Origin of the sequence: Corallococcus sp. AS-1-6, assembly GCF_020037015.1 — a bacterium.
Lineage (GTDB): Bacteria > Myxococcota > Myxococcia > Myxococcales > Myxococcaceae > Corallococcus.
Genome location: NZ_JAIQDE010000021.1, coordinates 49,258 through 68,593, shown reverse-complemented (window position 1 = coordinate 68,593; position 19,336 = coordinate 49,258). Strand labels below are relative to the sequence as shown.

15 protein-coding genes are annotated in these 19,336 nt (G+C 71.9%); 2 read left to right on the top strand and 13 right to left on the bottom strand.

Going from position 1 to position 19,336, the window contains the following annotated elements:
- Positions 1–27: 27 nt before the first annotated feature.
- Together K8612_RS26000 and K8612_RS25995 are read right to left on the bottom strand one after the other, a co-directional pair.
- The gene (locus K8612_RS26000; protein ID WP_223764281.1) at positions 28–3,069 is read right to left on the bottom strand and encodes an FAD-binding and (Fe-S)-binding domain-containing protein; all 3,042 of its coding nucleotides are present in this window, start codon (positions 3,067–3,069) and stop codon (positions 28–30) included.
- A complete protein-coding gene (locus tag K8612_RS25995) occupies positions 3,066–4,193 on the bottom strand; it encodes an enolase C-terminal domain-like protein (RefSeq protein ID WP_223764280.1) in 1,128 nt (375 codons plus the stop codon). The genes K8612_RS26000 and K8612_RS25995 overlap by 4 nt, the downstream gene beginning before the upstream one ends.
- 227 nt (positions 4,194–4,420) lie before the next feature.
- Between K8612_RS25995 and K8612_RS25990 the strand changes: the two genes are divergently transcribed.
- On the top strand, positions 4,421–4,966 hold the full coding sequence (locus K8612_RS25990; RefSeq protein WP_223764279.1) for a hypothetical protein: 546 nt from the start codon (positions 4,421–4,423) through the stop codon (positions 4,964–4,966).
- Between the two features lie 88 nt (positions 4,967–5,054).
- Positions 5,055–6,374 (top strand): DUF2254 domain-containing protein, encoded by a 1,320-nt coding sequence (locus K8612_RS25985; protein WP_223764278.1) that lies wholly within the window; start codon positions 5,055–5,057, stop codon positions 6,372–6,374.
- Positions 6,375–6,377: 3 nt separating this feature from the next.
- On the opposite strand, the gene K8612_RS25980 is transcribed toward K8612_RS25985, so the two are convergent.
- The 11 genes from K8612_RS25980 to K8612_RS25930 form a co-directional block, all read right to left on the bottom strand.
- Positions 6,378–6,782, bottom strand: coding sequence for a cytochrome C oxidase subunit IV family protein (locus K8612_RS25980; protein ID WP_223764277.1), 405 nt, complete (start codon positions 6,780–6,782; stop codon positions 6,378–6,380).
- 11 nt (positions 6,783–6,793) lie between these two features.
- The gene (locus tag K8612_RS25975) at positions 6,794–7,423 is read right to left on the bottom strand and encodes a cytochrome c oxidase subunit 3 (protein WP_223743294.1); all 630 of its coding nucleotides are present in this window, start codon (positions 7,421–7,423) and stop codon (positions 6,794–6,796) included.
- Positions 7,413–9,020, bottom strand: coding sequence for a cbb3-type cytochrome c oxidase subunit I (locus K8612_RS25970; protein ID WP_223764276.1), 1,608 nt, complete (start codon positions 9,018–9,020; stop codon positions 7,413–7,415). Before K8612_RS25970 ends, K8612_RS25975 begins: the two co-directional genes overlap by 11 nt.
- Positions 9,001–10,032: a cytochrome c oxidase subunit II gene (gene coxB / locus K8612_RS25965; protein WP_223764275.1), complete on the bottom strand. Its 1,032-nt coding sequence runs from the start codon at positions 10,030–10,032 to the stop codon at positions 9,001–9,003. Before coxB ends, K8612_RS25970 begins: the two co-directional genes overlap by 20 nt.
- Positions 10,029–10,388 carry a hypothetical protein gene (locus K8612_RS25960; RefSeq protein ID WP_223743297.1) on the bottom strand — a complete coding sequence of 120 codons (360 nt, stop codon included), beginning with the start codon at positions 10,386–10,388 and terminating at the stop codon, positions 10,029–10,031. The genes coxB and K8612_RS25960 overlap by 4 nt, the downstream gene beginning before the upstream one ends.
- Positions 10,385–11,575 carry a hypothetical protein gene (locus tag K8612_RS25955; protein WP_223764274.1) on the bottom strand — a complete coding sequence of 397 codons (1,191 nt, stop codon included), beginning with the start codon at positions 11,573–11,575 and terminating at the stop codon, positions 10,385–10,387. The genes K8612_RS25960 and K8612_RS25955 overlap by 4 nt, the downstream gene beginning before the upstream one ends.
- Positions 11,576–12,460: 885 nt before the next feature.
- Positions 12,461–13,390: a cytochrome c gene (locus tag K8612_RS25950; RefSeq protein WP_223764273.1), complete on the bottom strand. Its 930-nt coding sequence runs from the start codon at positions 13,388–13,390 to the stop codon at positions 12,461–12,463.
- A complete protein-coding gene (locus K8612_RS25945; RefSeq protein WP_223764272.1) occupies positions 13,387–13,917 on the bottom strand; it encodes a DUF3341 domain-containing protein in 531 nt (176 codons plus the stop codon). Before K8612_RS25945 ends, K8612_RS25950 begins: the two co-directional genes overlap by 4 nt.
- Positions 13,914–15,338, bottom strand: a complete 1,425-nt coding sequence (gene nrfD / locus K8612_RS25940; protein ID WP_223764271.1) for an NrfD/PsrC family molybdoenzyme membrane anchor subunit — start codon at positions 15,336–15,338, stop codon at positions 13,914–13,916. Before nrfD ends, K8612_RS25945 begins: the two co-directional genes overlap by 4 nt.
- A complete protein-coding gene (locus K8612_RS25935) occupies positions 15,335–18,550 on the bottom strand; it encodes a TAT-variant-translocated molybdopterin oxidoreductase (protein WP_223764270.1) in 3,216 nt (1,071 codons plus the stop codon). The genes nrfD and K8612_RS25935 overlap by 4 nt, the downstream gene beginning before the upstream one ends.
- On the bottom strand, positions 18,538–19,188 hold the full coding sequence (locus K8612_RS25930; RefSeq protein ID WP_223743303.1) for a cytochrome c3 family protein: 651 nt from the start codon (positions 19,186–19,188) through the stop codon (positions 18,538–18,540). Before K8612_RS25930 ends, K8612_RS25935 begins: the two co-directional genes overlap by 13 nt.
- Positions 19,189–19,336: the final 148 nt, after the last annotated feature.

Here is a 19,336-nt window from a genome sequence, read left to right as displayed (position 1 = left end):
CGGACCCACGCTCCGCGTGTGGGGCCTTCAGGCCCTCCAGGAGACCAGCCCCGCGGCCATCAACACCCCGCCCACCGCCAGGGCCGCGGACAGGCGCGGCCGGGCGGGCGCTTCGTCCGGCACGTCCTCGCCGCGCCGCAGCGCCTTCCGCAGCACCTGCGCCAGGTGCAGCGGCTGACGCCCCGTGGCCTGGCGGATCTGCTCCCGGCAACTGAACCCGTCCGCGATGAGCAGCGTGTCACGCGGCGCGGCGCGCACCCTGGGGAGGATGACCCGCTCGCCGCAGGCCTGGGACACGCCGTACTTGTCGCGCTCGTAGCCGAACGCGCCCGCCATGCCGCAGCAGCCCGAGTCCGGCTTCTCCCAGTCCAGCCCCGTGCGGTCCAACCACTGCTTCTCGTCGTGGAACTTCATCACCGCCTGGTGGTGGCAGTGCGCCTGCACCAGCGCCTTCCCCTCCAGCTTCGGGAGCTGGAAGTCCGGCGCCCGCTTCCGCAACAGCTCGCTCAAGACATACGTCTGCGCGGCCAGCCGCTGCGCGTCCTCGTCATGTGGGAAGAGGTTGAGCAGCTCGTCGCGGAAGACCGCCGCGCAACTGGGCTCCAGCAGCACGAAGGGGACCCCCGCGCGGATGTCCTCGCGGAAGCGCGTCAGCGTGTGCCGCAGCAGCGCCTTCGCGGTGTCCAGCATCCCGTAGTCGTAGAGCGGCCGGCCGCAGCAGACGAAGCCCTGGGGCACGCGCACCTCGAAGCCCGCCGCCTCCAGCACCTCCAGCGCCGCGGAGGCCGTGTCCGCGTGGAAGAAGTTGTTGAAGGTGTCCGGGAAGAGCACCACCGGGCCTCGCGGCCCCACCGCCGGGCGCCTGCCGCGCACGCGCCGCTGGAAGGGCGTCGCGGTGAAGCGGGGGACCTCGCGCGCGGGGTGCACGCCCGCGGCCGCCTTCGCCAGCGTCCGCAGCCCCGGCGCGTGCGTGAGGAGGTTCGCCAGCCACGGCACCCTCCCGCCCACGCGGGCCCAGAACATCACCAGGCCAAAGGCATACGCGTGCCGGGGACGCAGGCGGCCCCGGTAGTGGTGGCTCAAGAACTCCGCCTTGTACGTGGCCATGTCCACGTTCACCGGGCAGTCGGACTTGCAGCCCTTGCACGCGAGGCACAGGTCCAGCGCGTCCTTCACCTGCGGGCTCCTCCAGCCCTTCCCCACCACGTCGCCGCGCAGCATCTCGAAGAGCAGGTGCGCGCGGCCTCGCGTGGAGTGCCGCTCCTCGTGCGTGACCATGTAGCTGGGGCACATGGTGCCGCCCCCGGTGCGCCGGCACTTGCCCACGCCCACGCAGCGCGTGGTGGCGCGCGAGAAGCTGCCCTGGTCCTCCGGGAACTGGAAGTGCGTGCGCGGCTCGGCGGGGGCGTAGCGCGTGCCCAGGCGCAGGTTCTCGTCCAGCCGGTACGGGTCCACGACCTTGCGCGGGTTCATCCCGCCCTCCGGGTCCCACAGCCGCTTGAACTCCCCGAAGGCGCGCACCAGCTCCGCTCCGAACATCTTCGGCAGCAGCTCCGCGCGGGACTGGCCGTCGCCGTGCTCGCCGGACAGCGAGCCGCCGTGGCGCACCACCAGGTCCGCCGCCTCCTCCACGAAGCGGCGGTAGCGCGCGATGCCCTCGCGCGTGCGCAGCTCGAAGCTGATGCGGCAGTGCAGGCAGCCCTGGCCGAAGTGGCCGTAGAGCGACGCCTTGTAGCCGAAGCGGTCCAGCAGCCCGCGGAAGTCCCGCAGGTACAGGCCGATGCGCTCCGGGGGCACCGCCGAGTCCTCCCACCCCGGCCACGTGTCCGCCTCTCCCGGGATGAACGCCGTGGCGCCCAGGCCGGACTCGCGGACCTCCCAGATGAGCTCCTCCTGCGCCTTGTCGTCGTAGAGGTGCATGGACGGCGCGTGGCCTCTCGCCTTCAGCCGGTCCATCAGCGCGTGCGCCTTCGCGTCCGAGTCCGCCTTGGAGTCCCCGCCGAACTCCACCACCAGCCAGCCCTCGCCGTCCGGCAGCAGCGGCAGGTCCTGCACGTGCAGGTGCTTGCGCCGCATCCCGTCGATGAGCTTCGCGTCCATGCCCTCCAGGCCGATGGGCCCCGCCTCCACCACCTCCGGGACGTCGTCCGCGGCGCGGAACACGTCCGGGTAGCCCAGCACCAGCAGGGAGCGCGCCCCGGGCTCCGGCACCAGCTTCAGCGTGGCCTCCAGCACGGTGACGCAGGTGCCCTCGGTGCCCACCAGGGCGCGCGCGACGTGGAAGCCGTTCTCCGGGAGCAGCTCGTCCAGGTTGAAGCCGGACACGCGGCGGGGGATGCGCGGGTATCTGGCGCGGATGAGGCCGGCGTAGCGGTCGCGCAGCGCCTTCATGCCCCGGTAGAGTTCGCCCACGCGGCCCGGCTCGCGCATCAGGCGCGCCAGCTCCGCGTCGGACGTGCGGCCCACGCGCAGGCGCACGCCGTCGTAGGTGAGCACGTCCAGGGACTCGGTGTTGTCCGCCACGCGGCCGGCCATCTGCGCGTGCACGCCGCAGGAGTTGTTGCCGAGCATCCCGCCCAGCGTGCAGCGGTTGTGGGTGGCGGGGTCCGGGCCGAAGGTGAGGCCGTGGCGCTTCACGGCCTCCACGCGGAGCACGTCCAGCACGGTGCCGGGCTGCACGCGGGCGAGCCGCCGCTCGGGGTCGATGTGCAGCACGCGGTCCAGGTGCCGGGAGAAGTCCAGCACCACCGCCACGTTGCACGTCTGGCCCGCGAGCGCGGTGCCGCCGCCCCGGGACATCAGGGGCGCGCCGAACCTCCGGCACAGCCGCACCGTCTCCTCCACGTCCTCCACGGTGCGGGGGCACACCACGCCCAGCGGCACCTGCCGGTAGTTGGACGCGTCCGTGGCGTACAGCGCGCGGTCGCCCGGGTCGAAGCGCACGTCGCCTCGCACCCGGCGGCGCAGCTCGCGCTCCAGGCCCGCCACGTCCACGGCCCTCCGCTCGCGCGGGGCGGCGGCGCGGGGGCGGCGCGCGTGGCGCAGGGTGTCCAGGAAGGTCGTTGTCATGGGGAGGTCTCCACGGCGAAGCGGGCGGCGTCCGCCCGTTTGAGCTCCAGCCCGAGTCCGGGCCGGGACAGGTCCGGCGCCATCGCGCCGTGCACGGGCGGAGGGACGCCGTCGAAGAGCATCCGCTCCAGCCGCGCGTGGTCATGGAAGTACTCCACGTGCACCAGCCGCCGGGCGGCGCAGGCCACGTGCAGGTGCAGGGCCGGGGCGCAGTGCGCGGACAGGGGGACGTGGAAGGCCTCCGCCAGCGCGTCCGCCTGGAGGAAGCCGGTGAAGCCCAGGCAGCGCGTGGCGTCCGCCTGGAGCACGTCCACCGCGCCCGCCTCCAGCATGCGGCGGAAGTAGGGGCCGCTGTCGCCGTACTCGCCCGCGGCGACGTCCAGGCCCGCGGGCCCGCGGTCGCGCACGAGGCGCAGGCCGGCCAGGTCGTCGCTGGAGACGGGCTCCTCGAACCAGGACACGCCGGCCTCGCGGAAGTCGCGCGCCAGGGCCAGCGCCTGCTTCACGGTGTACGCGCCGTTGGCGTCCACGAAGAGGGCGGGCCCGGGCCCCAGGGCCTCGCGCGCGCCGCGCACGCGGGCGGGGTCGGCGTCCGCGTGGGTGCCCACCTTCATCTTCACGCGAGGGATGCCCGCGTCCGCCCACCCCGTGAGCTGCGTCTGGAGCCGCCGGTCCGAGTCGCTGGTGAAGCCGCCGCTGCCGTAGAGGGGCGCGGCGGGGCGGGCCTGACCGAACAGCCGGGCGAGCGGCACGCCCAGCAGCTTCGCCTTCAGGTCCCAGAGGGCGGTGTCCACGGCGGACAGGGCCCGGGCCACGAGGCCGCGCGAGCCGGCGTTGCGCACCCGGCGCAGGAGCGACGCCATCCGCGCCGGGAGGTCCCAGGCGTCCTCGCTCACGAGCAGCGGGACGAGCATGTCGCGGATCAACGCGGCGCCGGCCGTGGCCGCGTACGTGTAGCCCAGCCCGCGCTGGCCTCCGGCCACGGGCTCCACGAGCAGCAGCGTGGTGGACGTCCAGGCGAAGGTGCCGTCGGACTCCGGCGGGTCCGTGGGCACGGTGTACGCGGAGACATCGACCCGCTCGATGGGCGCGGCGGCGCTGTCATGGCGGGTGGAGGATGGCATCGGGTTCCTTCGAGTTCCGAGGGCTTCACGGTGAAGCTAGGCGCTGGGTGCGGGATGGCAGTGCGGCGGGACCTCTCGCACGCACGCTGTCCGGGACGTGCGCCGGGCGCTCCGTGAGGCGCGTCCTCTTGGCGGGTGCCCGCGCGGGCCTCCGTCCCCAGGTTGAGGCCAGAGTGGATCCGGGGCGCGCAAGGCCAGGGCCCTCCGGGCCGCTCGGGAGGCTGGGCATGCGCAAGCAGCAGCGGACTCGGGCGGTGGACCTCGCGGTGGCGCCATGGAACCCGGTGCGCGATGTCGTGCTCCCGGGTGCGGGCGCGGGAGCGTTGGGCGCGTTCGTGATGGCGGTGCTCGCCTGCGCGTTCTCGGGCGTGCTGCACGGCGAGCCCTGGAGGCCCGCGCTCCTCGTGGCGGGGCTGTTCTTCCGCGATGGCGCGGCCCACGGGGTCTTCGCCGTGGTGCTCGGCCTGTTCATCCACTTCGCCGTGGCGGGCGGACTGGCCACGGGCTTCGCGCTGCTGCTGCCACGCCGGGGGACCGCCGTCGCGGCGCTCTGCCTGGGAGTGCTCTACGGCATGGGCCTGTGGACGGTGATGACCTGGTTGATGATTCCCTTCTCATCCCCCCCGCTCTCGCGCGCGGCCCCGACGTCGATGCTGTTCCTCCTGCACATCGCCTTCGGCGCGGCGCTGGGCACGGTGCCCGCCGCACGCGACGTCCTCACCCGCATAGACCGGCTGCGCCGTCAGCTCCGGCTCTTGAAGCACGAGGCCTGAGCCGCGCGTCCCGAGCCACCAGGCAGGCAGCCGCTCCCCGCGCGTGACGGACGCCCGGCGTGCATAACGTCCTCCTATGAGCCAAGGAGTGGTCCCGCGCGCCCTCACCCGGCTGCGCACCACACGTCTCGCGGAGAAGCTGGGCACGAGCTACTGGCTCATCCCCGCCTTCTGCGTGGCGGCGGCCGTCGCCCTGTCCTCCGGCGCCGAGGCGCTCGACGCGCGGCTGGTGCAGCGGGAGTCGGCCTGGTACCTCTTCCGCGGCGGACCGGAGGGGGCGCGCTCGGTGCTCAGCGCCGTGGCCTCTTCGATGATGACGTTCTCCGGCCTGGTCTTCTCCGTCACCATCCTCGTGCTCCAGCAGGCCAGCAACCAGTACTCGCCGCGCATCCTGCGCACGTTCCTGAGCGACCGGCAGAGCCAGCTCACCCTGGGCATCTTCGTGGGCACCTTCGTCTATGCCCTGCTGACCCTGCGGAGCGTGCGGGGCACCTCCGAGGAGCTGCACATCCAGGCCCACGTGCCGTCGTTGTCCGTCTGGCTGGCCCTGGTGCTGGTGCTCGCGTGCGTGGGCGCGTTCATCTTCTTCATCCACCACGTCGCCCAGTCCATCCGCGCCGTGGTCATCCTGGATCGCATCCGCGAGGAGACGTGCGCCACGCTGGAGCGGATGTACCCGGAGGGCGTGGGCCAGGACGCGCACGACCCGGCCCTCCAGCGGCCCCAGGCCCCGCCGTCGCTGGTGGTGCCCCACGGGGGCTCCTCCGGCGTGCTCGTCACCGTGGACGAGGAGCGGCTGCTGGCCTGCGCGAAGAAGGCCGGCGTACTGGTGGGGCTGGTCCCGATGATGGGCGACTTCGTGCCGCACGGCGCGCCCCTCTTCGAGGTCTGGGGCGACGGCGCGAAGCTCGACGTGAAGGACCTGACCGACGCGGTGGGCACGGGGCGGGAGCGCACGCTCCAGCAGGACACCGCCTTCGGCTTCCGCCAGCTCGTGGACGTGGCGGAGCGGGCCCTGTCTCCCGGCATCAACGACCCCACCACGGCGGTGCAGGCCATCGACCCGCTCCACGACCTGCTGCGCCGCATGGTCCACCGGCGCTTCCCGTCCCCGTCACGCCAGGACGACACCGGCGCGCTCCGGCTGCTGTGTCCCCGGCCGGACTGGGACACCTACGTGCGGCTCACCGTGGATGAGGTCCGCCTCTTCGGCGCGGGGGACCTCCAGGTGTCCCGGCGCCTGCGCTTCCTGGTGACGGACCTGCTCAGCGTGGCCCCGGCCTTCCGGCGCGAGGAGCTGGAGCGGCAACTGCGCCTGCTGGACGCCAGCATCGACCGGTCCTTCCAGGACGAACGCGACGCCGCCATGGCCCGCCGCCCCAGCGCCCAGGGCCACGGCCCGCGCTGAGCCCTACGGGTTCAGCGGCCCCGCCGGCTCCGGAGGCCTCGCGCTCCTCGGGTCGTTCATCGCGCCCGGCAGGGCCTCCACCGGGAACGGACCCGGCGGAATCGTGGGCCGGAAGCGCGTGCGCACCTCCAGCACGCACACCGCCAGCAGCACCGCCACGAACACCACCGAGGTGATCAACACCAGCCCGTTGCTCGCGCGCTGCTCGCGCAGGTGCATGTAGAACAGGGCGATGAGCAGCCCCTTCGCCGCCGCGATGAGCAGCGCCACCGGCAGCGACCACGCGCCGTGCGGCAGCTTGTGCAGCCCGTACGTCAGCGCCGTCAACGCGAGCAGCACCCCGCCCACGATGAGCACGCCGGCCACGCCCAACTGGCGCTCCGGCTTCTCCACCGCGTCCTCGGCCACGGGCCCGCTCCTCATGACAGGTACAGGATGGGGTAGACGAACAACCAGATGACATCCACCAGGTGCCAGTACATGCCGCCCAGCTCCACCGGCGTCGCGTACCCCGCGCCGAACGTCCCTGACGCGGACCGCACGCCCAGCACCGTCAGCACGCTCACGCCCACCGTCACGTGCAGCGCGTGGAAGCCCGTCAGCAGGTAGTACAGCGTGAAGAAGAGGCTCGCGCCCACGCGCGGCACCTCCGTGAACCGGTACGCGTCCCCCGGCAATCCCCCGTCCTCCACGTGGTGCGCGTACTCCACGCCCTTCACGACCAGGAACACCACGCCCAGCAGCGCCGCCACCAGCAGCAACGCCCCGCCCAGCCCCGGCCGGTTGCCTCGCACCGCGTGCACCGCGAGCGCCACCACGATGCTGCTCGTCACCAGGATGAACGTGTTCAGCGTGCCCAGCCCCACCTCCATCGTGAGCTGCGCGGCGCGGAACGCCTCCGGGTACACCGAGCGATACACGCCATAGGCCGTGAACAGCCCCGCGAACAGCAACACCTCCGTCGCGATGAAGACCCACATGCCCAGGTACGCCGCCTGCTTGCGCGCGTCCTCGGAGCCCCAGTGCTCGGTCACGGCCTCAGGCGGCATGCGGCACCTCCTCCCGCGCGTACTCGTGCGGCCCCGTGGGGTACTCGGGCGGCGTGGTGAAGTTGTGCGTGGGCGGCGGGGACGCGCTCCGCCACTCGAAGCCCTCGCTGCCCCAGGGGTTGTCCCCCGCGGCGGCGCCGTACCGCAGGCTCCACGCCAGGTACGCCGCGATGACCAGGAACCCGAACGCCAGCAGCGACGCGCCCGCCGTGGACGCCACGTGCAGCGACTGGAAGTGCGGCGGATAGTCCGCGTACCGCCGGGGCATCCCCAGGTTTCCCAGCAGGAACTGCGGCACGAACGTGGCGATGAAGCCGAAGATGATCAGCACCGCCGCGCCGTTGGCCAGCTTCTTGGGGAAGCACCGCCCGGACATCTTCGGGAACCAGTAGTGCAGCGCCGCCAGGAACGCCATCACCGTCGCCCCCACCATGATGAAGTGGAAGTGCGCCACCACCGAGTACGTGTCGTGCCAGTGCAGGTTCAACGACGTGGTCGCGTACGCCACGCCAATCATCCCCCCGAAGAAGAGGAAGAACATGAACCCCAGCGTGTAGATGAGCGGCGACTCGATGGCGATGGAGCCCCGGTAGAGCGTGCCCAGCCAGGAGAAGATCTTGATGGCCGTGAAGATGGCCACCAGCATCGACATGGCGCCGAACGCGCCCGAGCCGAAGGTGGACTGGCCGGACGCGAACATGTGGTGTCCCCAGGTGAAGAACCCCACGAACGCGATGCCCAGCGTGGAATAGACAATCATCCGGTAGCTGAAGGCGTTCTTGCGGCTGAAGGCGGACACCGCCTCGCTGATGACGCCCATGGACGGCAGCACCATGATGTAGACGGCCGGGTGGCTGTAGAACCAGAACAGGTGCTGGAAGAGAATGGGGTCGCCTCCGCGCGCGGGGTCGAAGATGCCCGCGCCCACCACGCGCTCCAGCGCCACCAGCAGCAGCACCATGCCCAGCACCGGCGTGGCCAGCACCTGGATGATGGACGTGCCGTAGATGGCCCAGACGAACAGCGGCACCTTCATCCACGTGAGGCCCGGCGCCCTCAGCGTGTGCACCGTGGCGATGAAGTTGAGCCCGGTGAGGATGGTGGAGAACCCGATGATGAACACGCCCACCAGCACCGGCAGCACCGCCGTGCCCGTGGTCGTGCTGTAGGGCGTGTAGAACGTCCAGCCCGTGTCCGCGCCGCCCTCGAACATGCCCCACAGCGCGACGCTGGCCCCCAGCACGTAGAGGTACACGGACGCCAGGTTGAGGCGGGGGAAGGCCACGTCCCGGGCGCCAATCATCAGCGGCACCAGGAAGTTGCCGAAGGCGGACGGGATGGCCGGAATCATGAACAGCCACACCATGGTGACGCCGTGGAGCGTGAACATCCGGTTGTACGCCAGGTGCCCCATCACGGTCCGGCCCGGCGTGAGCAGCTCGATGCGCAGCGCCAGCGCGAACAGGCCGCCCAGGAAGAAGAAGAAGAGCGTCAGCCCCAGGAACATCACCCCGATGCGCTTGTGGTCGTGCGTGGTGAGCCACGACCACACGGTGCGCCCGTCCGACAGGTAGGACTCAGCGGCCGGTGGGGACATAGACGGGCTCCTCGGCCGCGGTGACACCCGGGCGTGGGGGACGCAGGGACTTGATGAACTCCACGAGCGCGCCGGAGTCCTCCGCGCTCAGCCGGCCGTGGTAGCCCGGCATCACGGGCGCGTAGCCGGCCACCACCTTCGCCAAGGGGTCCATCATGGACTCGGTGAGGTACGCCTCGTCCGCGAGCACCACGCCGCCGCCCTCCAGCGGCTCCTTCCGGCCGTACAACCCCAGCCACGTGGGACCGATGTGCGGCGCGCCCGTCACCGTGTGGCATTGCAGGCAGCCCTGCGCGGCGGCGACGCGCTCTCCCCGCACGGCCATGGACTCCGGGGTGCGGGCGCCCGGCAGCGCGGCCACGGGGAGGTTGCGGCGCTGCGCATCCTGCCACGCCTCGAAGTCCGCGGGCGGCAGCACCACCACCTCGCCGCGCATCTGGGAGTGGTCCAGCCCGCAGTACTCGGCGCACAGCACCAGGTGGCGGCCGGGCCTGGGTGCTTCGAACCAGAGGTCGGTGTAGCGGCCGGGGATCGCGTCCCGCTTCATGCGGAAGTCCGGCACGTAGAACGAGTGGATGACGTCCCGCGAGGTGAGCAGCAGCCGCACGGGCCGGCCCGCGGGCACCACCAGCCTGTCGATGGCGCTGGGGCCTCCGGGATAGGTGAACTTCCACATCCACTGCTTGCCGGTGACGTACACGTCCAGCGAGTCCTGGGGCGGGCTCATCACCCAGACGAACTGCTTGAAGCCCAGGACGAACCAGAGCAGGAACAGCGACAGCGGCACGCCGATGAACAGCGCCTCCATCCACGGTGCGGCCACCACGCGCGGCGTGGGGTCCGACGCCGTGCGCCGGTGGTAGCGCACGAGGAAGAAGATGCCGACGGCGCCAATGCCCACCGCCACCGCGAACGTGGTGAGCAGCAGGACGTAGTGCAGGTGGTCCACCTTCACGGCGAAGGTGGAGCCCTGCTCCGGGAGGAAGAACAGGCGTCGCAGCAGCTCGTTCATCGCGCGCCCCCTTCACCCTCGGAGAGCACCTGCCGCATGGCCGCGTCGATGGGCTGGTGGATGACGCCCGCGTCCACGTCCACCCAGCCGTAGCCCTCCAGTTGCTCGCGCTGCCGGGCCTTCAGCGCGTCCGCTCTCCGGTCCAGCGAGAAGGGGGGCTGATCAATCATGCCGATCTGCTGGGTGCTCGCGGGCACCGGGAGGGGACGCTCGGTGCCGGGACGCCAGAGGACCCACAGCGCCCACGCCGCGACGCTGGCCGCCGCGAGCAGCGCCAGCGCCACGGCGCCGACGCGCAGCAGCCACGCGGTGGGCAGCCGCTCCAGCTCCGGAGGCGGTGGACGGGGTTCGCTCATGGCGGGCGCACCTGGAGCGAGTGGACGAGATACGGATCCGACACGGGCACGGGGTAGGTGCCACGCGCGAGCCAGAGGGCCGCCGCGACAGACATCCCGCCCACGCCCACCCACGCGGTGAGCGCCGTCCACGGGATGACGACGGCCTCCGGGTAGAGCGAGGGGAACAGCAGCCACGCCACGTCCACGGCGTGCATCGCGAGCATCCACAGCGACACGGCCCCCAGCAGCCGGGGGCGCGCCTTGAGCTCGCGTGACAGGAGGAGCGCGAAGGGGAGGACGAAGTGGCCCAGCAGCAGCACGAGCGACAGCACGCCCCAGCCGCCCTCCAGGCGGACGCGGTACCAGCTCACCTCCTCGGGCAGGCCGGCGATCCACATGAGCATGAGCTGCGAATAGGCGATGTAGGCCCAGAAGCAGACGAAGGCGAACAGCAGCGTGCCCAGCCGGTGGTAGTGGCCGGGGGACAGCAGGCTGCCGAAGTGCTGGGTGTCGCGCGTGGCCGCGCCCGCGATGATCATCAAGGCCAGCGCGCCCACGAACGCGCCGGAGAAGACGTGGACGGCGTAGACGGTGGACTGCCACGTCGCCTCCAGCGACATCATCCAGTCCAGCGTCATGAAGGAGAACGTGAGTCCCAGCGCGGGCAGCGAGCCGCCGCCCAGCCGCCGCTGCCACACCGTCCAGCGCAGGTCGCCCGTCGCGTCCTGGCTCACGGACCAGCGGTGCAGCAGGAGGCCCACGCCTCCCCAGACGAGGAAGTACAGCGCCGCGCGCACCAGGAAGAAGGGCACGTTGTTGTAGAGCCGCCGGTGTTCGAGCACATGCAGCGTGTGTTCGCCCAGGTCCGCGGACGGAGCGACCCACGGATACAGGTGCCGCATCCCCAGCGCGAGCGGCACGAACAGCACGAGGAACAGCGGCGCGGTGGCGGAGCAGACCTCCAGCGCGCGGCGCAGCACCACGGGCCAGCGCGCCTTCGACGCGTGGAAGGAGGCGAGCAGCAGCAGCGCGCCCAGGCACAGGCCCAGCCAATAGGTGAAGCCGAAGAGGTAGCCCGCCAACGCCTGACGCAGGTCGAGGACAGCACCGACGGCGGTGGCGGCGAGCCCCACGACACCCAGCGCCGCGCTGATGAGCAGCGCACGCCGTCCGCCTTCGAAGCGTGGGAGCACGGGAGGAGTCATCGCGCGCGAACCTCCTCATGGCCGAACCGCACACGGAGGGTGGCGCGCGCAGAGGTCGAGGCCCCCAGCCCTTCCGACCTGAAAACAGTCTTCATGAGTGAGAAGCTGAGAGTCCCGCCAGGCCCCCCCCCTCCGGCGGCGTGGCCCTGAAACCTGTCCGACTGTCCGACAGGTTTGAAGAAGACGAGCAGCCCGCCTGCGCTGAAGGCGCGAAGGTGGGAACCCAGTTGAGGCGCCCCTCCGGCGGCACGGCCCTGAAACCTGTCCGACTGTCGGACAGGTTTGAAGAAGACAGGCAGCCCGCCTGCGCTGACGATGCAGCGCGCGGAACCTGGTTGGCACTCGCCGTTCGTGACATGCCGCGAAAGCCGGTCCGACTGTCCGACAAGTGCTCCCACTGCGTTGCCGATGCGAACGTGGGAACCCGGCGGGGGCGCCCCGACAGCGGTGCTCCGCGAGAACCTGTCCGACTGTCGGACAGGTTTGCATCCTCGTGTCGTACGGGAGCTGTCGCCCCGCTCAGGCCACAGAGGACTGTCCGACTGTCCGACAGGTTTGGACCGCTACGCTGGGCGGGGACTGCTGCCCCATCTGCGCCTCGGAAACCTGTCCGACTGTCGGACAGGTTTGCATCCTCGTGCCGTACGGGAGCTGTCGCCTCGCTCAGGCCGCGGTGGCCTGTCCGACTGTCGGACAGGTTTGGACCGCTGCGCTGGACGGGGGCTGCTGCCCCATCTGCGCCTTGAGAACCTGTCCGACTGTCCGACAGGTTTGGACCGCTTCGGTCGCGGGGGCGGCTGCTCCACCTACGCCTTGAGAGCCTGTCCGACTGTCCGACAGGTTTGGACCGCTGTGTCGGACCGGGGGTGTACGAAATGGGGGTCGTCATCTTGCTCCGACCTCCTGGCGCAGCCGTGCCTGCACGTCGGATGGCGCGACGGTGAGCGGTGCGCGCTGGCTGCGGCCCAGGGCTCGCAGGTACGCGACCACGGCCCAGCGTTCATGCGGCGTGAGCTGCGGGCCGTATGCGGGCATCACGCCGAAGCCGTGGGAGATGACCGCGAAGTAGAAGCCCGGCGGGTGCGGCAGGTCTCCCGTCGTGGAGGGCTCGTTGAGACGCCCCTCCATCGCGAGGCCCCTCGGCCCCACTAGCGCCGCCTGCCGGGCCCTTGCCGTGCCCGCGTCACTCACCGCCACCTGCTCGCTCCCGGACTCCGGAGCCACACCGGACGTCGCCCACGCTCGGGGCCAGCCTGCATCGCTCGTCCACGCGACCTCGGCTCCGGGCCGCCCTGCATCGGCCGTCTCCCTCACGGCGCCCCACCCGTCCACCCTTTGGGGCAGCGGGAAGGCCCCTGGGCCCACCCTCGCGGTCACGGCCTGCGTCCCCGTGTATGGGGCTTCGCCCTCCACGACCCCGTAGACCACCTGGCTCGCGTGGTCGTGCGGCACGAACAGCCCGGGCGGCCGGCGCTGCTGCATCTTCCTGGCCACGATGGCGTCCCCGTCTCCCGTCAGCCCGTGGCACACCGCGCACCAGGTCTCATAGGCCGTGCGCCCCTCCTCCAGCAGCCTCCGCGTCACCGGCACCGGCACGGCCTGGAGCCATCGCCCGTCCGCCGTGAGCTCCCGCGTGTCCCCACGCGCGCGCCACTCCCGGGCCACCGTCCCCGGCACCAGGGGCCGCATGGCCCGGCCGTCGTCGAAGAACGTGCTCGCCTTGAACGCCTGCGCTCGCGGCTGCGACGCCATGGGGTCCGTGTCGTCGCACGCGGCCACTCCGCCCAGCAGCACCATGAGCGCCCAGCGCTTCATCGCGCGCCCTCCTCCACCACCGACACCTGCCGCGCTCCCAGCTCGAGCAGCGCCGCCTCCACCTTCGGCGCGTCCTCGCCGTCCACCGCCACGCTCGCCCAGAAGCCGTCCACGGAGGCGCTGCGGAAGGACTCCACGTCGAACACCGGGTGCGTCACGTGCGGGAAGCCGAAGAGCACCATCAGCGCGCCGAAGATGGTCAGCGCCGCGCTCAGCACGCCCAGCTCGAACGTGATGGGCAGGTTCGTGGGCACGCTGTGCAGCGGCCGTCCTCCCACGTCCAACGGATAGTCCACCGCGTTCGTGAACCACTGGGTCACGTACGCGAACACCGCCCCTCCCAGCCCCGCCCCCAGGGTCAGCACCGGCAGCCACGAGCGCTTCAGCCCCAGCGCCTCGAACGTCTCCTCCACCGGGAACGGCGTGTGCGCGTCCAGTTGCGCGAAGCCCCTGGCCCGCAGGTCCCTCAGCGCGGCCACCAGCGCGTCGCTGGACGCGAACTCTCCCAGCACCCAGTGGCGGCTCATGGCGCACCGCCTGGCGGTGTGCCCTGCTCGCGCCGGAACTCGAGCGACGCGTCCACCTCGCGCTGGAGCTCCTTCATCTCGCTCACGGACACGGGCGGCACGAACTTCAGGAACAGCAGGAACGCCGTGCCGAAGAACGCCACCGTGCCGCCCAGCAGGCTCCAGTCCACCCACGTGGGCCGGTACGCCGCCCAGGACGACGGCAGGAAGTCCATGCTCAACGACGCCACCACGATGAGGAAGCGCTCCGTCCACATCCCCACGTTGATGAGCAGCGCCGCCACCCACAGCACCGCCACGTTCGTGCGCAGCCGGGAGAACCAGAACACCTGCGGCACCCCCACGTTGCAGAACACCTGCATCCAGAACAGCGGCGCGTAGGGTCCGGAGAACTCCGCCTGCGTGGCGTGCATCTCGAAGGGGTTGCCGCTGAACCAGGCGAAGAAGTGCTCCTGGATGTAGCCGTAGGCCACCATCCACCCCGTGGCCATCAGCACCTTCGCCATGTTGTCCAGGTGCAGCGGCGTCACCACGTGCTCGATGCCCAGCGCCTTGCGCGCGGGGATGAGCAGCGTGAGCACCAGCGCGAAGCCGCTGAACACCGCGCCCGCGACGAAGTACGGCGGGAAGATGGTCGTGTGCCAGCCCGGCAACTGCGCCACCGCGAAGTCGAAGGACACGATGGTGTGCACGCTCACCACCAGCGGCGTGGCAAGCCCCGCCAGCAGCAGGTAGCCCGTGCGCCACTGCCGCCAGTGCTTCGCGGAGCCCCGCCACCCCAGGCTCGCCAGCCCGTACCAGAAGCGCGCCCGGGGCGTCCTCGCCGTGTCGCGCGCCGTGGCCAGGTCCGGAATCAGCCCCACGAACCAGAACAGCAGCGACACCGTGAGGTACGTCCCCACCGCCGCGATGTCCCACGTGAGCGGCGAGCGGAACTGCGGCCACGCCCGCAGGCTGCTGGGATAGGGCACCAGCCAGTAGAACTTCCACGGCCGCCCCAGGTGCAGCAGCGGAAAGAGCCCCGCGCACGTCACCGCGAAGAGCGTCATCGCCTCCGCGAAGCGGTTGATGGACCCGCGCCACTTCTCCTGGAACAACAGCAGGATGGCGCTGATGAGCGTCCCCGCGTGGCCAATTCCAATCCACCACACGAAGTTGGTGATGCCGAACGCCCACGCCACCGGGATGTTGTTGCCCCACGTCCCCACGCCCACGAAGAGCGTGACGCCCACCGCCACCGCCAGCAGCGCCGTCCCCGCGAGCCCCAGCCCCAGCAGCGTCCACCAGGTCCGGCCCGCGGGGCGGTGCACGTAGGCCAGCAGCGACTCGCTGTAGGCGCGGTCGGAGTGGCGCCCCTCCAGCAGCGGGTGCTCGGTGAGCGGGTCGCCGGGCGCGGGCACCTGCGGGTCGGCGGTGCTCATGCGCCTCCCTTCGGCGCCGGGTTCTTCAGGCGCACCAGGTGCACCGTGCGCGGCCGGGTGCCCAGCGAGTTGAGCAGCTTGTAGTGCCTCGGGTCCTCGTGCTCGCGGCGCACGCGCGACTCCGGCGCGCGCAGGTCCCCGAAGGTGATGGCCTCCGTGGGGCAGGCCTGCTGGCAGGCGGTGTGGACCTCGCCTTCACGCACGTCCCGGTGCTCCGAGCGCGCGACGGTGCGCGCCCGTTCGATGCGCTGCACGCAGTACGTGCACTTCTCCATCACCCCGCGCGAGCGCACCGTCACGTCCGGGTTCTGGCGCAGGCGCGCGAGGGGTTCTCGCCGCTGGTACTCCAGGTAGTTGAAGCGGCGGACCTTGTAGGGGCAGTTGTTGGAGCAGTACCGCGTGCCGATGCAGCGGTTGTAGACCATCTGGTTGAGGCCCTCGTCCGAGTGGACGGTGGCGTTCACCGGGCACACGTATTCGCAGGGCGCGGCCTCGCAGTGCACGCACGCCACGGGCTGGGTGATGAAGCCCGGGTCGTCCGGGTCGCCCAGGAAGTAGCGGTCGATTCGCAGCCAGTGCATCTCCCGGCTGCGCAGCACCCCGTCACGCCCCACCACCGGTACGTTGTTCTCCGACTGGCAGGCCACCATGCACGCGCTGCACCCCGTGCACCGGTGCAGGTCGATGGCCATGGCCCACTGGTGGCGGTCGCTCTTCAGCAGCGCGCCTGGCGGATAGAGCCGCTCGCCGTCCTCCTGGAGTGCGTGGAGCGCCTGGGGCTTCGCGTGGAAGGACGCCTGCGGGAGCTGGAGCGCCAGTTGGCGGCCCTCCATGCTCCAGTGCTCCTGCGTGAGCGCCAGCGCGTGGTGCCGGCCCGTGCGGGTGACGGTCGGAGTGCCGACGGCCCACGGGCGGTCCTGGAAGCGCAGCGCGTACGCGTTGACGCCGACGCCCTGGCCCACCGGGCCCACGCGCTCGCGGCCGTGGCCCAGCGCCAGCGTCACCGTGTCGTCCGGCTGGCCGGGCAGCACCAGCACGGACACGTCCACCCCCTGGCCGCGCACCTCGATGCGCGCGACGTCGCCCTTCTCCAGCGACAGGGCCCGCGCGGTGGCCGGGGAGAGCAGCGCCGCGTTGTCCCAGGTGAGCTTCGTCACCGGGTCCGGCAGCTCCTGGAGCCACGCGTTTCCCGCGAAGCGGCCGTCATACAGCCGCGAGTCCAGCACCAGGGACAGCTCCAGTCCCTGGGGCGCTTCCGGTCCCGTGCGCTCCCGCGCGCCCTTCATCACCGCGGCCTCATCCAGCGCGACGCGCGCGGGCGGGGCCTGGGTGCCGGGGATGACGCCGTCCGCGAGCCACTCTTCCCAGCGCGCCTCGAAGTCCGGCGGTGAGCCGGAGCGTTCACGCCACAGGGACTTGAGCAGGTCGTACGGGCTTTGGGACTCCAGGCCCGCGAAGACGGACAGGAGTTCCGCCTCGGAGACCGCGCCAGGAAACAGGGGCGCGATGAGCGGTTGCAGCACGGACGCGGTGCCGTCGGGGGCCTGGCCGTCGCGCCAGGACTCGAAGGGATGCGTCGCGGGGACGAAGGTGGGGCAGCGCGCCGCGGTCTCGTCCTCGTGGAGGCCGTGGTACAGGCGGAAGGGGACACGCTCCAGACGGCGCGTGAAGTCCGAGTCCACCGCCGCCGTCCAGGCCGGGTTCCACGCCGTGATGATCAGCGTGTCCACCCGTCCGTCGGACAGCTCGCCCAGGAGCGAGTTCAGCGCCTCCGGGTCTCCGTCCGGGAGCGCCACGGGTTCGAGCAGCCGGGGTGTGTTGCCCAGCGCCTCGTCCAGCGCGAACGCCAGCGCATGCACCAGCGGAGGCTGGCGCGGACCCACCGTCACCCGGCCCTGCCCCCGATGCGCGAGCAGGTCGCTCGCCGCGCCGCGCACCCAGGCGCGCTGTGCATCCGTGAGCGCGGTCGGTGGAACGCGCAGGCCCGCGAGTCCCGAGGCCAACGCGGGGGAGACACGCGGACGCGGCCCGCCTTCCGCGGAGGGGCCGGGCGCGGACGCTGATGGAGCGCGTGCATTCGAGCCCCTTCCATCAGCGTTCCTGTGGCGTGCGTTCGCGCTGCCTGCATCGGCGGAGCCTTGCGCGGGCGCTGTTGGAGCACGCGGTTCAGGCGCGGGCGCTGAGGGTGCTTGCATGTCGGCGCCCTGCCCCGCTGGCGCAGCTCCGCTCAACCCCGCGCCCACCTCCGCCGCCAGCGCGAGCATCAGCGCGATGCCCTGCGACGGACGCAGCCGCAGCCGTTCGTCGGCGAAGCCGCCCGTGACGGTCAACGTGCACTCCGCGACCCACAGCCGGTTCATCGCCTCCGGCTTGCGCGCGTTCACGAAGTCGCGCGCCGCGCGCAGGTTCCCGGGCTGCGTCGTCGCGAGGAAGTCGTCGTCCACCGCCACCACCACCGCGCGCCCGACGTCGTGCACCACGTCCAGCACCCTGCCGTATGCCAACCGGGTGCCCTCGCGGCGCCCGTCCGCCAGGGCCGCGCCACAGGGGATGATGCGCGCGGACGGGAAGCGCTGCTGGATGCGCGCGTACAGCGCCTGCACCAGCGGGCTGCTCGTGGGCTCCACCAGGAAGCGCAGCCCCGCGCCCTGGTCGTCGCGCTCGGCTTGCTTGCGCAGCGCATCCCTCACGGTGCTCCACGCGGCCTCCACGCCCTGCAACCGCGCGGTCTTCGCCCTCGCGGGGTCATAGAGCCCCAAGAGTGCCGCCTGCTCGAACACCCCCGCCGCGCCCAGGCTCGCCGGGTGCAGCGGGTTGCCCTCCACCTTCGTGGGCCGCCCCTCGTGGCTCTCCACCACCAGCCCCACCGTGCGGCCGCCCCACTCCAGCCCCGTGGCGAAGTGCAGCGGCACCCCCGGCGTCAGCCCCTCCGGCGGCGTCGAGTACGGGAGGATCTTCTCCGGCGGCTGACGGAAGCACCCGCTGAAGCCCGCCGCCGCCAGTGACGCCGTCGCGAGCTGCAGGAACGTACGCCGCGCCACGCCCTCCGGCGGGAGCATCGCGCCGGGGGGATGCTCGCGCGACAGGGCCTCGCGTCCGGGCCCTCCCGCGTGCCACTCCTCCAGGCTCCTCCACGCGCGCACCGGCTCCGTCCCGTCAGCGCCGGGCGTGTCGAGGACATCCGTCCGTGCGGGGTCGGTCAGAAGTGGCATGTGTTGCAATCCGTCCTCGGGTTCACGTCGAGCGCGGCCTGCACCGCGCGGCCCGTCTCCCTCGGGTCTCCGGGGGGACGCCACGTGAGGTTCGCGACCTCGGACACGGGGCGCAGCCACGGCGCCGGGTCGCGGTGACAGTCCAGGCACCAGCCCATGGTGAGCGGCGCCACCTGCTGCACCGCCGGCATCGTGTCCACGCGGCCGTGGCAGGTCACGCAGCCCACGCCCTTGTTCACGTGGATTTGATGGCTGAACCAGACGTAGTCCGGCAGCGCGTGCACCCGGTTCCACGGCAGCGCCGTCCCGTCGAAGCCGCTGGCGCGCACCGGCTCCAGCCGCTCGCTCTCGTTCCACACCTGCGCATGGCACCCCAGGCAGCGCTGCGTGGGCGGCACTCCCGCCACCGGCGAGCGCCACGCACCCTCATGGCAGTAGCCGCACGGGATGCCCTCGTCCCCCACGTGGTGCCGGTGGTCGAACGGGAGCGGCTGCTCGTGAGGCGTGAACGAGCCGCGCCCCAGCGGGTTGCGCGCGAGCAGCAGCAGCCCCGCCAGCGACGCCGCGGGCACACCCAGGGCCAGGGCGATGAACGCCCGCAGCACCGAGTCAGTCCCCGGGCGAAACAGCGGAGCCATGCCCCTCCCCCCATGCAGCGTGGGGCCTCCGCGGATGCACGGGCCGGAGGCGCGCGCGACAGTGGGCGCGGCCGCATGGCGGCCACCAGCCTCCCGTTCGCGTCCCGTCGCGTTTCACACGGCCAGGGCGCGCGGCGTTCTCCAGCCC